The sequence below is a fragment of the Protofrankia sp. CiT1 genome (assembly GCF_917627335.1).
Classification (GTDB): domain Bacteria; phylum Actinomycetota; class Actinomycetes; order Frankiales; family Frankiaceae; genus Protofrankia.
Genome location: NZ_CAKJTP010000021.1, coordinates 33833 through 51527 on the forward strand (window position 1 = coordinate 33833; position 17695 = coordinate 51527).

11 protein-coding genes and 1 pseudogene are annotated in these 17695 nt (G+C 67.9%); 11 read left to right on the top strand and 1 reads right to left on the bottom strand.

Features of this window, described 5'->3' with window-relative positions; translation table 11 throughout:
* The 4 genes from MJ785_RS06100 to MJ785_RS06115 form a co-directional block, all read left to right on the top strand.
* A partial coding sequence (locus tag MJ785_RS06100) for an arylsulfatase (protein ID WP_239380165.1) occupies positions 1 to 2287 on the top strand: 2287 nt, incomplete at its 5' end.
* 457 nt (positions 2288 to 2744) lie between these two features.
* Entirely contained in the window at positions 2745 to 3548 is an 804-nt protein-coding gene (locus tag MJ785_RS06105) for an SDR family NAD(P)-dependent oxidoreductase (RefSeq protein WP_239347414.1), read from the top strand.
* Complete coding sequence (locus tag MJ785_RS06110) at positions 3548 to 3982, top strand: ester cyclase (RefSeq protein WP_239308012.1); 435 nt, start codon at positions 3548 to 3550, stop codon at positions 3980 to 3982. The genes MJ785_RS06105 and MJ785_RS06110 overlap by 1 nt, the downstream gene beginning before the upstream one ends.
* A gap of 101 nt (positions 3983 to 4083) precedes the next feature.
* Positions 4084 to 4557, top strand: coding sequence for a nuclear transport factor 2 family protein (locus MJ785_RS06115; RefSeq protein ID WP_239308013.1), 474 nt, complete (start codon positions 4084 to 4086; stop codon positions 4555 to 4557).
* 13 nt (positions 4558 to 4570) lie between these two features.
* Here the strand turns inward: MJ785_RS06115 and MJ785_RS06120 are convergent, their stop codons facing one another.
* Positions 4571 to 5233 (bottom strand): TetR/AcrR family transcriptional regulator, encoded by a 663-nt coding sequence (locus MJ785_RS06120; RefSeq protein WP_239308014.1) that lies wholly within the window; start codon positions 5231 to 5233, stop codon positions 4571 to 4573.
* A gap of 249 nt (positions 5234 to 5482) precedes the next feature.
* Here MJ785_RS06120 and MJ785_RS06125 point away from each other — a divergent pair, with 249 nt between their 5' ends.
* From MJ785_RS06125 to MJ785_RS06150, 7 genes and pseudogenes are all read left to right on the top strand, one after another.
* Positions 5483 to 6958, top strand: coding sequence for an MFS transporter (locus tag MJ785_RS06125; protein ID WP_239380166.1), 1476 nt, complete (start codon positions 5483 to 5485; stop codon positions 6956 to 6958).
* A gap of 442 nt (positions 6959 to 7400) precedes the next feature.
* Positions 7401 to 7541 carry a putative leader peptide gene (locus tag MJ785_RS22155; protein ID WP_370651395.1) on the top strand — a complete coding sequence of 47 codons (141 nt, stop codon included), beginning with the start codon at positions 7401 to 7403 and terminating at the stop codon, positions 7539 to 7541.
* Positions 7542 to 8066: 525 nt separating this feature from the next.
* Positions 8067 to 9602 carry an ABC transporter substrate-binding protein gene (locus tag MJ785_RS06130; RefSeq protein ID WP_239308016.1) on the top strand — a complete coding sequence of 512 codons (1536 nt, stop codon included), beginning with the start codon at positions 8067 to 8069 and terminating at the stop codon, positions 9600 to 9602.
* 78 nt (positions 9603 to 9680) lie between these two features.
* Positions 9681 to 10664 carry an ABC transporter permease gene (locus MJ785_RS06135; RefSeq protein ID WP_239380167.1) on the top strand — a complete coding sequence of 328 codons (984 nt, stop codon included), beginning with the start codon at positions 9681 to 9683 and terminating at the stop codon, positions 10662 to 10664.
* Positions 10661 to 11533, top strand: coding sequence for an ABC transporter permease (locus tag MJ785_RS06140; protein ID WP_239308017.1), 873 nt, complete (start codon positions 10661 to 10663; stop codon positions 11531 to 11533). Before MJ785_RS06135 ends, MJ785_RS06140 begins: the two co-directional genes overlap by 4 nt.
* Positions 11530 to 13432, top strand: a pseudogene (locus MJ785_RS06145) (dipeptide ABC transporter ATP-binding protein). The gene MJ785_RS06140 and the pseudogene MJ785_RS06145 overlap by 4 nt, the downstream one beginning before the upstream one ends.
* A 222-nt stretch (positions 13433 to 13654) precedes the next feature.
* The coding region (locus MJ785_RS06150; protein WP_239380168.1) for a type I polyketide synthase at positions 13655 to 17695 on the top strand (4041 nt) is incomplete at its 3' end.

Consider the following 17695-nt stretch of genomic DNA (forward strand, 5'->3'; position numbering starts at 1 on the left):
CGAAGGCCGGGTCGGCCGCACCTTCGCCGCATCGGAGCCTGCCTGGCCAGCCCGTCACCGCGCGGACAGGAACGTACCCAACATCATCCTGGTGCTCGTCGACGACATGGGTTACAGCGATATCGGCCCGTTCGGCTCGGAGATCGCCACGCCGACGCTTGACCTGCTCGCTGAACGCGGCCTCCGCCTGACGAACTACCACACCATGCCGCTGTGCTCACCCGCCCGTGCATCGCTGCTGACCGGCCTCAACGCGCACCGGGTGGGGTATTCGATGGTGGCCAACGCCGACCCCGGTTTCCCCGGCTACGGCATGGAGATCGCCGACGACATCCCCACCCTGGCAGAGCTGCTGCACGACGCCGGGTACGCCACCTACGCCGTCGGCAAGTGGCATCTGGCGCGCGACTCGGCGTCCAACGCGGCTGACGACCGTCGCAACTGGCCGCTGAGCAAGGGCTTCGACCAGTACTACGGAGTGCTGGAAGGCCTCACCAGTCTGTTCCACCCGCACCAGCTGGTCCGGGACAACAGCCCGCTGGACGTCGACGAGCTGCCCGACAGCTACTACTACACCGATGACATCACCGACCAGGCGATCTCGATGGTCAAGGCGCTGCGCGCGCACGACGCGGACAAGCCGTTCTTCCTCTACGTCGCGCACAACGCCGTTCACGGGCCGCTGCAGGCGAAGGCCGCCGACATCGAGCGGTACCGGGGCCGGTACGACGACGGCTGGGACGCACTGCGCGACGCCCGTTTCGCCAGGCAGCTCGCGGACAGTCTGTTCCCCGCGGGCACCCGGCTACCGCGGCGCAACTTCGAGGCCGGCTTTGAGGTCGACGCCTGGGGCGAGCTCACAGCGGACCAGCAGGCGCTGTACGCCCGGTACATGGAGGTCTACGCCGCGATGGTCGACAACATCGACCAGAACCTCGGCCGGCTGCTTGCGACCGTGGCGGACCTCGGTGAGCTGGACAACACCGTCATCGTGTTCACCTCGGACAACGGCGGTACCGGCGAAGGCGGCGCGCAGGGCACCCGCAGCTATTTCAAACGTTTCGTCCAGCACCCCGCGCTCCCGTCCGACTGGAACCCCGACGTCGAGCGCGAGCCGGAGCTGATCGGCGGCCCACGCAGCCTGGTGCACTACCCGCGCGGCTGGGGCATGGCGTCCAACACACCGTTCCGGTTGTACAAGAGCCAGACGTACGCCGGCGGGGTGCGGGTACCGTTCGTCATCTCCTGGCCGGCCGGGCTGCGCCGGCCCGACGGCGACACCGGCATCCGTCCGCACTACCAGTACGTCACCGACATCGCGCCGACCCTGCTGGAACTTGCCGGAGCGGAACGCCCGACGATGCGGAACGGCGTGGCACTCCAGGAACCCGACGGGTTCAGCTTCGCCGCCATACTCGCTGACCCGACCGCGCCGAGCACCCATCATGAGCAGTACTGCGAGATGATCGGCAACCGCAGCTACTACCGCGGCGGCTGGAAGCTGGTCACGCTGCACCAGCCCGGCACCCCGTACGACGACGGCGAGTGGGCACTCTACGACATCCACCGGGACCCAACCGAGATCGACGACCTGTCCGCCGAACAGCCGAAGATCGTCAAAGAGCTTGCCGCCGCCTGGGAGGACGCAGCCTGGCGTAACGGTGTCTTCCCGCTGCTGGACGGCAGCGGCGCGCTGGCCGTCCGCAACCCGGCGGAGGAACTACTGCGACGGCCGCTGACTCTGCTGGCTGGCACGCCGGAGCTGGAACGCTACCGGTCGTCGAAGCTCATTGCCTTCCGCTCCTTCGACATCACGATCGAGCTGGCGGAGCACCGCGCCGACGACCAAGGGGTGTTCGTCTCACACGGCGACCAGGGTGGTGGCTACAGCGTGTATGTGGAGGACGGCCGTCTGCGCCTCGCCTACAACGAGTACGGCACGCTGTTCGAGGCCGACGCCGGACCGCTCACCGCCGGGCGGCACACCGTCGTCGTCTCCGCCCTGGCCGTGCCGGACCTGCGCTGGGACTGGCGGATTTCGGTCGACGGCATCGCGACCGGCCGGCTGGACGGCGTCCACCAGCTGATCGGCATGGCGCCGCTGCAGGGCATCAGTGTCGGTGTCGACCGCAAGTCCCCGGTGTCCTGGCCGGTGTACGAGCGGCACCGCACCTTCCGCTACACCGGTGCCCTGCGCTCGGTGACGTACACCCCCGGTCCGCCCGCACCGTACGATCCAGAAACGGTGATCCGCACCCTGCGGGAGGCCGCGGCCACCTTTGAATGACAGGGCACGCACCTCGCCGCGTCACTCCCATCCATCGCCAAACGCTCCTAGAGCGCCCGGCAATAGGGGCGTGGATCAAGGAGCGGAGCTGCTGGCCCACGCTGTGTGAGGGGCTGAGGCGGGACGCCGAGCACCGATCGGTGGACCGAAGGCGACAAAGTTCACTACGCCGGTGAACAATTGACAGTTTACGCTACGCATAATAGCGTAGCGTTCAACAACATGATCGCTATCGGTAAGATTTTTTGGTTTCGGTCCTCGGCGGGCTGGTCCGGGTGACGGCAGGTCGGGTTATGACCTGTGGGCGAGCAGCTCTGGCACCTTCGCCGGGCTGCTTAGGCGTTCCACCCACAGCCCGTGTCCGTCCTGCGCGTCATCTTCTCCGGGCGTCTTCCCGCACCTCGCGGCGCCAACAGAACATCGAGCAATCCTGAATGTCGACCAGCAGGGAGACAGCATGGTCACTCCAGTGGTGGTTGTCACCGGTGCCGCATCCGGAATCGGACGCGCGTGTGTGGAACTTTTCGCTGAGCGAGGATTCAAGGTTGTCGCCGTCGACCTGGCCGAGAATGGGCTGGCCGAACTGGCCGCGATAACAGGAGTTGTGACGCTCACCGGCGACATAGCCGCCGAGACGACCAACACGGCGATGGTGCGACTGGCCGCCGACCACTTCGGCCGGCTGGACGTGGCCGTGCTCAACGCCGGAATCGGCGGGACGCCTCCGTTGGAGGCGGCGGGTGCCATCGAGCGATTCGACCGAATACTAGCCGTCAACGTGCGGGGAGTGGCGCTGGGAATACGCGCCGCCGCACCGGCCCTGCGTGCCGCGGGCGGTGGCGCGATCGTCGTCACCGCGTCCGTTGCCGGCCTGCGCGGGGAGCCGGGCAACTGGGCCTACAACGCGTCCAAGGCCGCGGCGATCAACCTTGTTCGCGCAACCGCGATCGACTACGCCGCCCACGGCATCAGAATCAACACTCTCGCGCCCGGCGGCACGGTAACCGCGATGACCGCTGGTGCCCTCGCCAACCCGGAACTCGCGGCGGACGTCACCAGACGAATCCCGATGCAACGGTGGGCGAGCCCCCGAGAACAGGCGGAGGTCGTCTGGTTTCTGGCCTCGCCCGCGGCGTCGTACATCACCGGTGCCACGCTGCCCTGCGACGGTGGTCTCAACGCGAACACCGGAATCCTGCTCCCACCGCCCAGCCCGGCGAACCACCCCGATGAAGTTCTCCATGCCCGAGGAGGCCGTTGATGAGTACTGACACGACCAGGACCGAGTCCAACAAGGCCGCGGCGCGGCGTCTGTATGAGGAGATCGTCAACAACGGGCGCCTGGAGCTCCTGGACGACCTCATCGACTCGGACGCCGACGATGAAACCCGGGCCCGCGCAGGCTGGTCAGCAGGCCGTGACGGCTTCCGCCAGCACGTCGTCTGGCTGAGGGAGGCCGTAGGAGATCTCAAGACGACCGTCACGGATCTCGTGGCCGAAGATGACCGGGTGGTCGTATTCTGGCGAATCGAGGGTATCCACAAAGGTGACGTGTTCGGTGTGCCGGCAACCGGCAGGCCGATCGACGGCACCAGCATCAGCTGGATCACCTTTCACGACGGCCGGATCGTCAGCTATGACGTACTTCCGGACCGCCTCACCATTCTGCGACAAATTGGCGGTGTCCCGGTCTGAGAGGCGTTCGGCCCGGCTGCTCGTCATGCCGGCGCTGGAAGTCCTTCGGGGCCTGCCGGCGCCGACCACTGAGCTGTGTGTCTTCATGCCGAAGGAGCACCATGACGCGGGAACTGTCCACGTCGGATATCACCGGGATCCACCAGACGTTGGCCCTGTTTGCGCACGCTGTCGACAACAAGGAGACAGACGCGCTCAGCCTGGTTTTCACCGACGACGTCACGATTGAGATCGGGGTGGGAAAGGGTACCCTCCTCCACGGGCTCGATGCCTTCCGCGACTATGTGCGGCGGCTCCCGGCGGACACCGCGGACCATCAGACCGTCGACACCATAATCTTAGTGGACAATGACGGAACTGTCCGGGCACGCAGTCGCTACCTGGCTGTTCGGGCCGACGGGTCGATCACCAATGGTGACTACCTCGACATTGTCACTCGCACTCCGCGGGGATGGCGGATCAACTATCGGAGAACCGTGCACCGCTATCCCCGGGTGGACGGTCTCATCGGGCCGACAGCAATCACCGACGAATGGCGCCCAAGGCCCGCGCGGGCGCCTCTGCCGATTCAGTAAGATCGATAACGGGCTACGCTGACGACCTGATCGGCGACGCGTGACCCAGCGTTCTGGTCAGGTCGACCAACTCGGCGTGGTAGAGCTTGGCGGGGTCCAGTATCTGGGGCCGCAGGTGGCCGTAGACCTCGAGCGCGATCAGCCCGTGCAGCCGGCCCCAGATACGCAGCGAGAGCGCGACCGCGGACGGCGGCAGTTCGGGGAACGACTCACCGACCATGGCGACGAAGGCCGGATCGAAATCGGACCACCGATAGTCGTCGATAGCCTGGCTGCGCTCGACTGCCGGCCAGGCGGCAGCGACGATCTTCAGAAGCACCCCGCACGCGCGGTATTCCGCGGCCAAGGCGACCGCGCCCTCTGGAGCCTGACAGCCGGGGAGCGGGTCGCCGTAGACAAGCTGGAACTCCCCGGTGTTGTTGATCGCCCACTGCCGATAGGCCAGGCCGACCGCCAGCAGCTGAGCCCCGGGGTCGTCCGCGGGCCGGGTGGTACGCGCCATGTCCAGCAGTTCCGCGAGCTGGCCGTAGACATCGGCGATCAACGCAATGACCAGATCGTCTCGGGTGTCGTAGTAGCTGTAGAGCGCACCCGCGGTCATCCCCATCTCGCGGGCGATCGCACGCAGCGAAACAGTGGCCGCTCCACCCGCGGCCATATGCTTGAGCGCAATCATCTTGATCTCCCGGACGGTCTCCGCCCGGAGGCGATCTCGCCGGCGCGGCGTCGGCTCCTCCACGCCTGACACTCTACAGCGCTGAGCTACTATCCCGTGTAGTAAGTTTGAACACCGTGTAGGATACGAACGCCTCATAGTTGAAGCGCCTCACAGCCGACGCAGGGCATCAGGCCTGCCTCGACCAACGCCCGCCTCACCAGCCACGTCCGTGGCCGGTGACAACTCCGCGCAGGAAGAACCGAACCCGTGGATGCTTCCGTGACCCGCCCGCAGGAGCGGTCCGGGCTCAAACTCGCCCTGCTGGCGTTCGCCCAGTTCGTCGTCGCCATCGACTACAACATCGTCTACATCGCCCTGCCCGACATCGGCCGTGAGCTCGGATTCACCGCCCAGTCGCTGCAATGGGTGGTCAGCGCCTACGCCGTGACGTTCGGCGGATTCCTGCTGCTCGGCGGCCGGGCGGCCGACCGGCTCGGCGAGCGGCGGATGTTCATCCTCGCGCTCGGGCTCTACGCCATCTCGTCGCTGGGAGGGGGCTTTGCAACCGAGCCGTGGATGCTGCTGACCGCCCGAACCGTCCAGGGCCTGGGCGGCGCGCTGCTGTTCCCGACAATCTTGTCATTGATCAATAAAAGCTACGCGGAGGGACCAGAACGCAACAAGGCGCTGACGGTCTGGGGCGTCGCGGCAAGCGGCGGCCTCGCCGCCGGCGCACTCCTCGGCGGGCTGCTCACCAACGGCTTCGGATGGGCCGCGGTCTTCCTCGTCAACGTGCCACTCGCGCTGGGCGCGGCGATCATCGCACCATGGCTGCTCCCGGCGGATCCGCCACGCGAGGGCGGGCGCGGGGGCTTCGACGTACCGGGCGCGGTGGTCGCCACCGCGGGCATCTCCCTGGTGGTGTTCGGCCTGGCCAGCGGACCGGATGAAGGATGGTCCTCGAGCAGGGTCATCGGGTCCCTGCTCGTCGGTGCGGCGCTTGTGGCAGCCTTCGTCCTCATCGAGCGGGGCACCCGCAACCCGCTCGCGCCACTGCGGCTTTTCGGTAACCGCAGCCTGGCCGTCGCCATGATTGACATACTGATCCTGGTCGGCACGCTCGGCGGGGAATACTTCTTGTACACCACCTACCTGCAGAATGTGCTCGGTTACAGCCCGCTTACCGCCGGTCTGGCCTTCCTGCCGCTCACTCTGATCTCCATGGTCGGCGGGAAGATCTCCCTGACGCTGCTCAACCGGCAGGGTATCCGTCCCACCATCTTCACCGGGATGCTCGTCGCGGGGATCGGGCTGGCCGCCCTCGCCATGGGTATGTCGCCGAACAGCTCGTTCGCCGCGTTGCTGCCCGGCCTCATCATCTGGGGCCTCGGCGCCGGCATCGCCTTCAGCGCGCTGTTCGTGGCGGCGTCCGCCGGAGTCTCGCCCGCCGAGCAGGGCGTCGCCTCAGCGCTGGCTTCCACATCCCAGCAGCTCGGTAGCGCCATAGGGCTGGCCGTCATCGTGGCGATCGCCCGCGCGGGCCTGACCGGCCAGACGGATGCTCCGTCAACCATTGTCGACGGGCTTCGCACGGGGGGATGGGTCGCCGCGGCCGCCACGGCGGCTGGCGCTCTGATCGCGCTCACCCTCAAACGTCAACCGGTGGCACCCACAGTGGACGCCGTCTCCCCAGAGGGCCCCGACAGCGTCGCCGCCGGAATGACGATCTCGAACGCGCTCTAAAACCGTGACTGCTTGGCTGAAGACCCCAGCCCCCGGGGCCTTCAGCCAAGCGAAAATATAATCATGCGACATGTGTCCTACCAGTAATTCCGCTCACGCGATGCACGCACCCCAGCCCCACTTCTTGATCCACATTCTGTTGCTGGCGCCACTCAACCTGTCGGCCGGTGGCAAAGATCGTCATTCCGCTCCGGCTGCGCCAGCGGTCCGGGCGCCATTCCCGTACCGATGCGGAAGATCCCGATGAATATTCCCAGGGATGTTTCCGCCACCGCCGTCGACGAACAGCGCGATCGCGCCAAGGCAGCCGGCCAGATCCCTGCCCGCGGCCTGCGAGCATCGCGCCCACGCACACCCGGAGACGACGTCAGCAGCCCCTGAGCTGATGACGTGAAGCAAATCACATCCGCTTCACTTCCGCATATCATTGCACATAGCTAATATGATTTCCGTGAGGTCCAATGAGAGCCAGCCAGGGCTTGTGCAGCCGCGCTGGATAGTGTGGTCGACAACCAGCCACCTCCTCACGTCGCGACGCCATATCGATCTTCTTCGGGTATCAAGCGCGGCCTGTCTGCCCTGAATTCCCGGCAGGTTTCCAGGCGGGTTCCAGCGCATCAGACCACTCCGGCCGCAAATCTCCGCGGATCTCGGTGACACGCGAAGACAGCTCGGCACACTGGCCAGGCGGCCCAATCCGTCCTGCAAGCATCCTGGCTGGCACGGACGGATGCCCGCCCAGCCGAAATGTGCCCGTAGCCAAAACACCGGAGACGAAGCTTCCGCTCGCCCGGCGCCCACCTCACCCGCGTTCATTTTGTCCCGCTTTGTCCCGTGCTCCTGATATCGACATGGGTAATTTTGATATCGGCATCCAGCCGCTTTCCGTCGCATCTCTCCTGATTCTCGTCGAGCCCCTCGGAGCCCTCGCATGCGCTTTACCAGGCCCGTACACCGCAGCGCGTGTTTAAAATCGCCGCTCCGGCTCGCTGATCGAAAGCCCGGCCGCACACACGCTCGCATAGCGGGAGCAGCCGTCACCGCGACGCTCTTCCTTGCCGCCTGCGGTTCGAACGCTGGGTCCACCGCTACCTACGCGGACAAACCGGTGCCCGGTGGATCCCTGACCTACGGGATCGACACCGAACCGACCTGCTTCGACATCCACGTCAGCCAGCAGGACATCACCGCGGCGATCCAGCGTAACGTCTTCGACTCCCTTGTCACGGAGGACGATGCCGGTACCTTCCACCCGTGGCTGGCCACTTCCTGGGACATCGCACCGGACCTGACGAGCTTTACCTTCCGGCTGCGGCAGGGGGTCACGTTCACCGACGGCACCGACTTCAACGCCGATGCCGTGCGGATCAATTTTGACCATATAGTCGCAAAGACGACAAAATCGCAGTACGCCGCGAGCCTGCTCGGCCCCTACACCGGGACAGACGTCATCGATCCATACACCGTCAAGGTCAATTTTTCCAAGCCGTTCGCCCCGTTCCTCCAGGCGGCCAGCACCGCCTACCTCGGCTTCTACTCGCCGAAGACACTGACGGCCAATGCCGACAAGCTGTGCGGCGGCGGCCCGGTCGCCGTCGGCACCGGGCCGTTCACCTTCACCAGCTACACAAAGGGCCAGCGCATCGTACTGACGAAAAATCCCGCATACGCCTGGGCCCCGGCTACCGGCAAGCACACCGGCCCCGCCTATATCGACACGCTGACCATCCGCATTCTCAAGGAGAACGCGGCACGGGTCGGTTCGCTGACCAGCGGCCAGATCGATGTTATCAGCGCTGTTCCACCGGCGAATGTAAAGGCCATCCAGGCCGACCAGAACCTTCAGGTACTGCGCAAGGATATCGCTGGCGCGCCCTACAGCCTCTACCTGAACACGTCCCTGGCTCCGCTCAACGACGAGCGCGTCCGCACCGCCATACAGCGAGGGGTGAACCTGGACCAGGACGTCAGTACCGTCTACTTCGGCCAGTACAAGCGAGCCTGGAGCCCCATCTCGGCAACCACACCATCGTATGACGCCACGTTGGAGAAAAGCTGGCCCTACGAGCCGGCAACGTCCAACCAGCTCCTCGACCAGGCAGGCTGGACCGGTCGTGACGCCGCTGGGTACCGCACCCGGAACGGCATACGTCTCACCATCGAATGGCCTACGGTGCCGGCATTCGTACGGGAACAGCGTGACATCCTGGGCCAGGCGATCCAGGACGACCTCAAAAAGATAGGTGTCGAGATCACCCGCCCAGCCGTGGACATCGGCACCTACGTCACCAAGGCCTACGGCGGCCAGTTCCAGGTGCTGGACTTCAGCTGGGGCCGGTTCGAGCCGGATGTGCTGCGGCTGTTCTTCAACAGCGGCAGCACCCTGGCCACTGGCGGCCAGAACGCCTCGCTGCTCAGCGACCCCGAGGTGGACAACTGGACCGACACAGGCGCGGCCACGCTGGACCAAGCGACCCGCAATGACGTCTACGCCAAGACCCAGAAGGCGGTCATCAACAAGGCCGTTGTGATCCCGGTGTACACGTCAAGCTCCATCATCGGAGCGGCCGGGTACGTAAAGGGAATCGCCTTCGACGCGAACTCATGGCCACTTTTCTACGACGCCTGGCATAACAAGAAATAGCACCTCACCGAGCTGCGCTGATATTTTTCCATCAGCGCGCCCTGGACTCGCCTCGACGGATCGGCTCATGGATACCGGATGCGTTCACCACTGGCTACCAGACGTGCCCTGTTCAGCAGACGGGGAATAATACAAGGGGCTGCCGAACGCCTGCTCGCGGGGACGGCGGTGATGCTCGGGGCTGCGACGCTGGCCTTCGCCGCGCTCCAGCTCGTCCCTGGCGACACGGTAGCGGTCCTGTTGGGGCCGACGACCACGGCCTCCCCCGAGATTCGGCAGCAGATCAGGACCGAATTCGGGTTCGACCAGCCCGTACCGGTACGGTACGCGCGTTACGTCGGCAACCTCCTCCACGGCGATCTGGGCAGCTCCTACCAGCTCCAGCAGCCTGTGTCGAAACTGATCAACGATCAGATCTGGCCTACGGTCCAGCTCACCGTGGCCGCGGTCGCCCTCGCCGTCGTCATCGCGGTGGTGTCCGCGGTGGTGACAGCTGGACGGCGGCCGGCCCTGCGTGCCACCGCCACGGCCTGGGAGCTGGTGGCGTTGTCCACCCCGCCGCACTGGCTGGGGATCATGCTGTTGACCGTGTTCTCGTTCCAGCTCCGGATCTTCCCGGTGGCCGGCGCGCAGAGCCTCTCCTCGCTTGTGCTGCCCGCGGTCACCCTCGCGCTGTCAGTGGCCGGTGTGCTGGGTCAGGTGTTGCGTGAGGGCCTTGAGGCCGCGCTGGAACAGCCGTTCGTGGTCACCGCGCGCTCCCGCGGCCTGAGCCAGAGCGCGGTCAGGCTGCGCCACGCCTTCCGGCACGCGGCGACACCCTTGCTGACGCTGGCGGGCTGGCTGACCGGGACGCTGCTCGGCGGCACGGTGGTGATCGAGACGGTCTTCAGCCGGCCTGGCATCGGATCGCTGACCATGCAGGCGGTGACCAGCAGGGACCTGCCGGTCGTGCTGGGGGTCGTCCTGCTGTCGGCCTTCGCCGTCGTCCTCATTTTCACCGTGGTGGACCTGCTCCACCTGGTCATCGACCCGAGACTGCGGACGACGGAGGCAGCCCTGTGACAGCTGTCGGCTCCGTCGTCCCGCTGGGGGCCGGCGCCGTGCCCAGTGCCCGGCGCCGCCGGAGAGGCCGTCCCGCCCTGGTCGTCGCGGCCGTGGTTCTCCTGTTGGTCACAGTTGTGGCGATCGCGCCGGGACTGTTCACCGATGCCTCCCCGACCGACACCGACCCGGTGAACGCGCTCGCGGCTCCGGGTGGTTCGCACTGGTTCGGTACTGACCAGATCGGCCGTGACGTTTTCACCCGGATCCTCTATGGCGCTCGAACGTCGCTCCTGCTCGGTCTCGGCGCGATCGCGCTCGCCGTCGGCGGAGGCACGCTGCTCGGCCTGACCGCCGCGCTCGGCGGGCGCGTCGCCGATCTGGTCCTCATGCGCCTGGCGGATATATTGATCGCGATGCCGCCGGTGCTCCTGGCGCTGCTGGTGATCGCCGTTCTCGGCGCTGGTACGACCAATACCGTGCTTGCCATAGCGGCGGCGCTGATCCCGGTATACGGACGGCTTGTCCGCGCCGAGGCGATGGTGGTGCGGCGCTCGGGTTACGTCGAGGCCGCCGTGGGGCTCGGCCTTCGGCGGGGGCTGCTGGTGGCGCGCCATGTCCTGCCCAACGCGCTCGGTCCGGTGCTCGTGCTTGCCACGGTCGGCTTCGGCACGGCCCTCATCTACGCGTCCGCCTTGAGCTTCCTCGGCCTCGGGACGAGGCCACCGGCCCCGGAGTGGGGCCTGATGCTGTCCGAAGGCCGCGACTTCCTACAGACGGCCTGGTGGATCGGGGTGTTCCCGGGAGCGGCCATCGCCGTCACCGTGATCGCCGTCAACGTGGCCGGCCGATATGCGCAGGCCCACTTCGCCGGTAGGACCACCCGATGACCATGCCCGGCGCCGCCGATCATCCTCTCCTTGTCGTCGACGGTCTCGACGTGACGTTCCATCCGGGCTCCGGGCCCGTCCGGGCGGTTCGGGACGTGTCGTTCACTCTCGGCCGGGGCGAGTGCCTCGCCCTCGTGGGCGAGTCCGGCTCCGGCAAGAGCGTCACCGCCCGCACGCTCGTCGGCCTCACCGGTGCCCGCGCGGCGGCCACCGCGCGCCGGCTGGTGTTCGACGGCAGGGATCTGAGCACTCTGACCGAGCCTCAGTGGCAAGCGGTGCGCGGCCGGCGGATCGGCCTGGTGCTCCAGGACGCCCTGGTCTCGCTCGACCCGCTCCGGACGGTGGGCGCGGAGGTCGCCGAGACGTTACGCACCCACCGGGTTGTCGACCGGGCCGAGGTGCGCGGCCGGGTGCTGTCCCTGCTGACGGACGTGGGCTATTCCCGATCCCCGACAGCGTGCGCGCCAGTACCCGCACCAGCTTTCCGGTGGCCTGCGGCAGCGGGCGCTGATCGCATCCGCGATCGCCGCCGGTCCAGCGCTGCTGCTCGCGGACGAGCCCACGACCGCTTTGGACGTCACCGTCCAGGCGCAGGTTCTCGACCTGCTCCGGCGGCTCAAGCACAGCGGCATGGCGCTCCTGCTCATCAGCCACGACCTCGCCGTCGTGGCCGGGCTCGCGGACACGATCGCGGTCATGCACAGCGGGCTGATCGTCGAGCAGGGGCCGACGGACCGTGTGCTGAGCAGCCCACGACACCCGTACACCCGGGCGCTGCTCGCGGCCGCACCCGCCATGCACGCCAAGGGCGCCCGGCTGTCGGCCGCCGCGTCCGGGCAGCCCGCAGCCGGCCCGGACGGTTGCCCGTACGCGCTCCGGTGCCGGCTCGCCGACCAGAGGTGCCGTGACGAACTGCCCGCGCCAGCCGACGCCGGACCAGGGCATGGCGCGCTGTGCTGGTACCCCATGGCGGCACCGGAGGAAACTCCACACCGGCTGTCGGTCGTCGAGACTGCGCGGCCGCCAGCTCCGCGTGGCGGCCTCCTCATCGAGGCTGAAAGCATCTCCAAACGGTTCCGCTCCCCTGACCAGACCTGGCATCACGCGGCCCGGGACGTGTCGTTCCAGCTCCGGGCGGGTGAGGCGCTCGGCCTGGTCGGCGAGTCGGGCTCGGGCAAGACGACGGTGGCCCGCATCGTGCTCGGCCTGCTTGAGCCGGACGAAGGCAGCGTCCGGCTCGCCGGTGCGCTGTGGAACGGAACGGCGAACGGAGCTGGAGCTAGCGCCGGAGCGGCGGGACAGTCAGGCGGCAGGATCCGCGAGCGCGACCGCAGGGCGTACCGCCGGCGGATCCAGGCCATCTACCAGGACCCGATGGGTTCGTTCGACCCGCGTTACACCGTCGAACGCATCATCGGCGAGGCGGTGGCCGGCCCCCGGCGCGGACGGGATCGACGGGTGAAGATCATCGAGCTGCTCGACCAGGTAGGCCTGGCCGCGAACATGCTCCAGCGGCGGCCCCGGGAGCTGTCCGGGGGCCAACGCCAGCGGGTCGCGATCGCGCGGGCACTTGCACCATCACCTGATGTGATCGTCTGTGACGAACCGGTCTCCGCGCTCGACGTGTCGATCCAAGCCCAGATACTCGATCTGCTCACCGCCCTGCAACGCGGCCTCGGGGTGGCGTTGTTGTTCATCTCCCATGACCTCGGGGTGATCCATCATGTCAGCGACCGGCTCCTCGTGATGAAGGACGGCCGCGTCGTCGAGACCGGAGATGTCAGGCAGGTGTTTTCGCAGCCGGTCCATACCTACACGCAGGAGCTCCTCGCCGCGATCCCTCGGCCCGGCAAGGCTGGTGAAGCTGAAGCCGGCCAGCACGCGACGGTCCTCCGATGATTCCCGGAGCCGCTGGGAAGCGAGACCCGGCGTTACAAGCGGGTCAGCACCCCGTGGGCCGAGAATGGCCCGGGATTCGGTTTCCCGGCCGCGGCGGGTGCGCGGCGAATTCCGGCGTACCCCCGTCCGGCCGCTGGGACGGAATTTTCCGGCGCGCCAGCCGGCCGCACCGCTGAATTCGGTACACGTTATGTCTGCCGTTGAGCAGGAAAGGGTCACAGTATGAGCGACAAACCGACTGTTCCCGGAGCAGGAACCGGGGCGGCCGAAGCGGTCGCCGTCATCGGGCTTGCCTGCCGGCTGCCGGGAGCGCCGACGCCGGAAAAATTCTGGCGGCTTCTCACCGACGGCCAAAGTGCCATCACCGAAACCCCGGCCGAGCGCTGGAACTCCGCCGCCGACGCCTACCCCGGCGGCTTCCTCGACCACGTCGACCGGTTCGACCCGGCTTTCTTCGGCATCTCGCCCGCTGAAGCGATCGCCATGGACCCGCAGCAGCGGCTGATCCTCGAGCTCAGCTGGGAGGCCGTCGAAGATGCGGGCATCCTGCCCGCGAGCCTCGCGGGAGCCCGAGCCGGCGTATTCATGGGAGCCATCGCAAGCGACTACGCGGCCCTGCTCCACCAGCAGGGCGAGCGCACCATCACGCGCCACACCCTGACGGGACTCAACCGTGGGATCATCGCCAACCGGGTGTCCTACACCTTCGATCTGGCCGGGCCCAGCCTGACGGTGGACGCGGCTCAGGCATCCTCCCTGGTAGCCGTTCACCTGGCCTGTGAGAGCCTGCGCAAGGGAGAGTCCGCGCTCGCCCTCGCCGGCGGCGTCAACCTGAACATAACGCCCGAAAGCACCATCACCGCCGCACGATTCGGTGGCCTGTCACCGGACGGCCGCTCCTACACCCTCGACGCCCGTGCGAACGGCTATGTGCGCGGGGAGGGTGGTGGCGTCGTCGTGCTCAAGCCGCTCGCCCGAGCGCTGGCCGACGGCGATGACATCTACTGCGTGATCAACGGTGGCGCGGTCAACAACGACGGCGCCACCGACGCGCTCACGATCCCGAGTCCGGCAGCGCAGGAAGCGGTCGTGCGGCTGGCCGTCGAACGGTCCGGTGTGGATGCCGCTGAGCTCCAGTACGTGGAGCTCCACGGCACCGGGACGAAGGTCGGTGACCCGATCGAGGCCGCCGCACTCGGCGCGGCGCTCGGCGCGGCCCGTCCCCCCGGGCGCCCGCTCCTGGTGGGCTCGGCCAAGACGAACGTGGGCCACCTGGAAGGCGCGTCGGGAATTGTCGGCCTTCTCAAGGTGATCCTGAGTATCCGGCATCGCCAGATCCCACCGAGCCTGAACTTCGAGACACCCAATCCCGAGATCCGTTTCGATGAGATCAACCTGCGGGTGCAACAGGCCCTCGCTCCGTGGCCGCGACCGGACAGGACGCTCGTCGCCGGGGTCAGTTCCTTCGGGGTGGGGGGAACCAACTGCCATCTGGTGCTCGCGGAGAAGCCGGTATCCGATCGTCCGGCCGCGAACGGCGACGGCGCTCCCGGCAAGGAGGCTGCCCCCGGCACGACAGCCGTAGCCGGCCCGCCGGTGATCCCGTGGGTGATATCAGCGAAAAGCGAAGCTGGGTTGCGTGCTCAGGCCGCGGCGCTGCGCGAGGCCGTTTCCGCCCGGCCCGAGATGGGCCCGGCGGACGTCGGATTCTCGCTCGCCACGACCCGAACGTCGTTCACCCATCGGGCGGTGCTTCTCGGTGGTGACCGCGAGGCGCTCCTGGCCGGGCTCGCGGCGCTGGGCAGTGGGAAGGTGGCACCCGGCCTGGTGAGCGGAGTCGCCCGGGACGCCAGGGGCGTCGTGTTCGTCTTCCCCGGCCAGGGCTCGCAATGGAGCGGTATGGCCCGGAGCCTGCTCGAGACGTCCCCTGTTTTCGCCGAACACCTCCGCGCCTGCGCCGAGGCCCTGGCACCACACGTCGAATGGTCGCTGGACGATGTGCTCCGCGGCCGGCCGGACGCGCCGTTCCTGGACCACGTGGAGGTCGTCCAGCCCGTGCTGTTCGCGGTGATGGTCTCCCTCGCCCGGCTCTGGAGTTCCTTCGGGGTCCACCCGGACGCGGTCATCGGCCATTCCCAGGGTGAGATCGCCGCCGCTCACATTGCGGGCGCGCTGTCGCTGGAGACCGCCGCCACAATCGTGGCGCTACGGAGCCGGGCCCTGGCCGAACTCGGCGGCTCCGGTGGCTCTGGTGGCATGGCCTCCATTCCCCTGCCCGCCACCGACGTGCGCTCCCGGCTCACCCACTGGGCGGACCGGCTGAGCATCGCCGCCGTCAACGGGCCCGCGTCCACCGTCGTCTCCGGCGACCCGGGCGCGCTGAACGAACTACTCACCGGATACCGGGCCGACGGCATCGATGCCCGCGCCATCCCCGTCAGCTACGCGTCCCACTCCGCGCAGGTCGAAAGCATCCGGGAACAGCTGCTGCACGCCCTGTCCGGGATCACCGCCCACACGTCGGACATCGCGTTCTACTCCACCGTCACCGGCGGCCTGCTCGACACCGCCACGCTTACCGCCGACTACTGGTACCGCAACCTCCGCCAGCCGGTCCAGCTCGACCAGGCGATCCGCGGCGCGCTCGCCGACGGGCACCGGATGTTTGTCGAAACCAGCCCCCACCCGGTCCTTACGGTGGGAATCCGCCAGACCCTCGACAGGGCTGACCATGCTGGCGGCGACGATGCTGACGGCGACGGCACCGGCGGCCTGGGCAGTGCCATCGCCGTTGGCACCCTGCGCCGTGACGACGGTGGGATGCGGCGGTTCCTCACCTCACTCGCCGAGATCCACACCCATGGCGGCTGGGTGAACTGGCCGGCCGCATTCAGGCCGGATGCCCGGCGGACAAGGCTTCCCACGTATCCTTTCCAGCGCGAGCGGTTCTGGATCGACACGTCGGCTGCCGAACCCCCGCGGGCGCCGGGGAGGATTGCGCAGCCTCGTTCGGAGCCAGCGACGCACGCCGGCCCGAAACCAGCGCAGGACAGTGGCGCGGAGCATCGCGGCGACGCGGCGGACAGTTCATCCTCGCTGGGACAACGCCTGGCCAGGCTGTCCGCGGGCGAACGACAGGCCGCGCTGGTCGACATCGTGCGCGGATGCGTCGCCGTCGTCCTGGGACACGTCCTGCCAGGCGCTGTCGACGCGACATGGACGTTCAAGGACCTCGGGCTCGATTCGCTCGGCGCGGTGGAGTTCCGCGACCGGCTGTCCGCCGCGACCGGCCTGCGACTGCCAGCGACCCTCACCTTCGACCACCCCACGCCCCACGCCGTTGCGCACCACCTGGCGGCCATCGCGACAGGCACGCGGCACTCCGGCGCGGTCGAGACCATGGCCACGGCCACGGCCACAACCGTGAACGACGAACCGATCGCGATCGTGGCCATGAGCGGCCGGTGGCCGGGAAGTGCGGGCTCCCCCGAACAGCTGTGGCAACTGGTGCTCTCCGGCGCCGACGCGATCGGGGGGCTCCCCACCAATCGCGGCTGGGACCTTGCCAGGATCTATGACCCCGAACCAGGCAGGCCGGGCACGTCATACGCGCGCGAGGGTGGATTCCTCTACGACGCCGACCAGTTCGACGCTGCCTTCTTCGGCATCAGCCCCCGCGAGGCGGCGGCGATGGATCCCCAGCAACGGCTGCTGCTCGAGACGTCCTGGGAGGTCCTCGAGCGGGCGGCTATCGACCCGGCCTCCCTCACAGGCAGCCGGACCGGGGTGTTCATCGGCGCGATGCAGCAGGAATACGGTCCTCGCCTGCACGAGGCGTCCGAGGGCCTCGAGGGCTACCTCCTGACCGGCAGCACCACCAGTGTCGCCTCGGGCCGGATCGCCTACACCCTGGGGCTGGAAGGACCGGCCGTCACCGTCGACACCGCCTGCTCCTCCTCGCTGGTGGCCATCCACCTCGCCAGCCAGGCACTCCGCAACGGCGAATGCGGCCTGGCCCTGGCCGGCGGGGTCGCGGTGATGGCCGCCCCGGGCATGTTCACCGAGTTCAGCCGGCAGCGTGGGCTGGCCCCCGACGGCCGGTGCAAGCCGTTCGCCGCCGCCGCCGACGGCACCGCCTGGGCCGAGGGCGTGGGAGTCGTCCTGTTGGAGCGGCTGTCGGAGGCCCAGCGCCTCGGCCATCAGATACTCGCCGTGATCCGGGGCAGTGCCGTCAACCAGGACGGTGCCAGCAACGGCCTCACC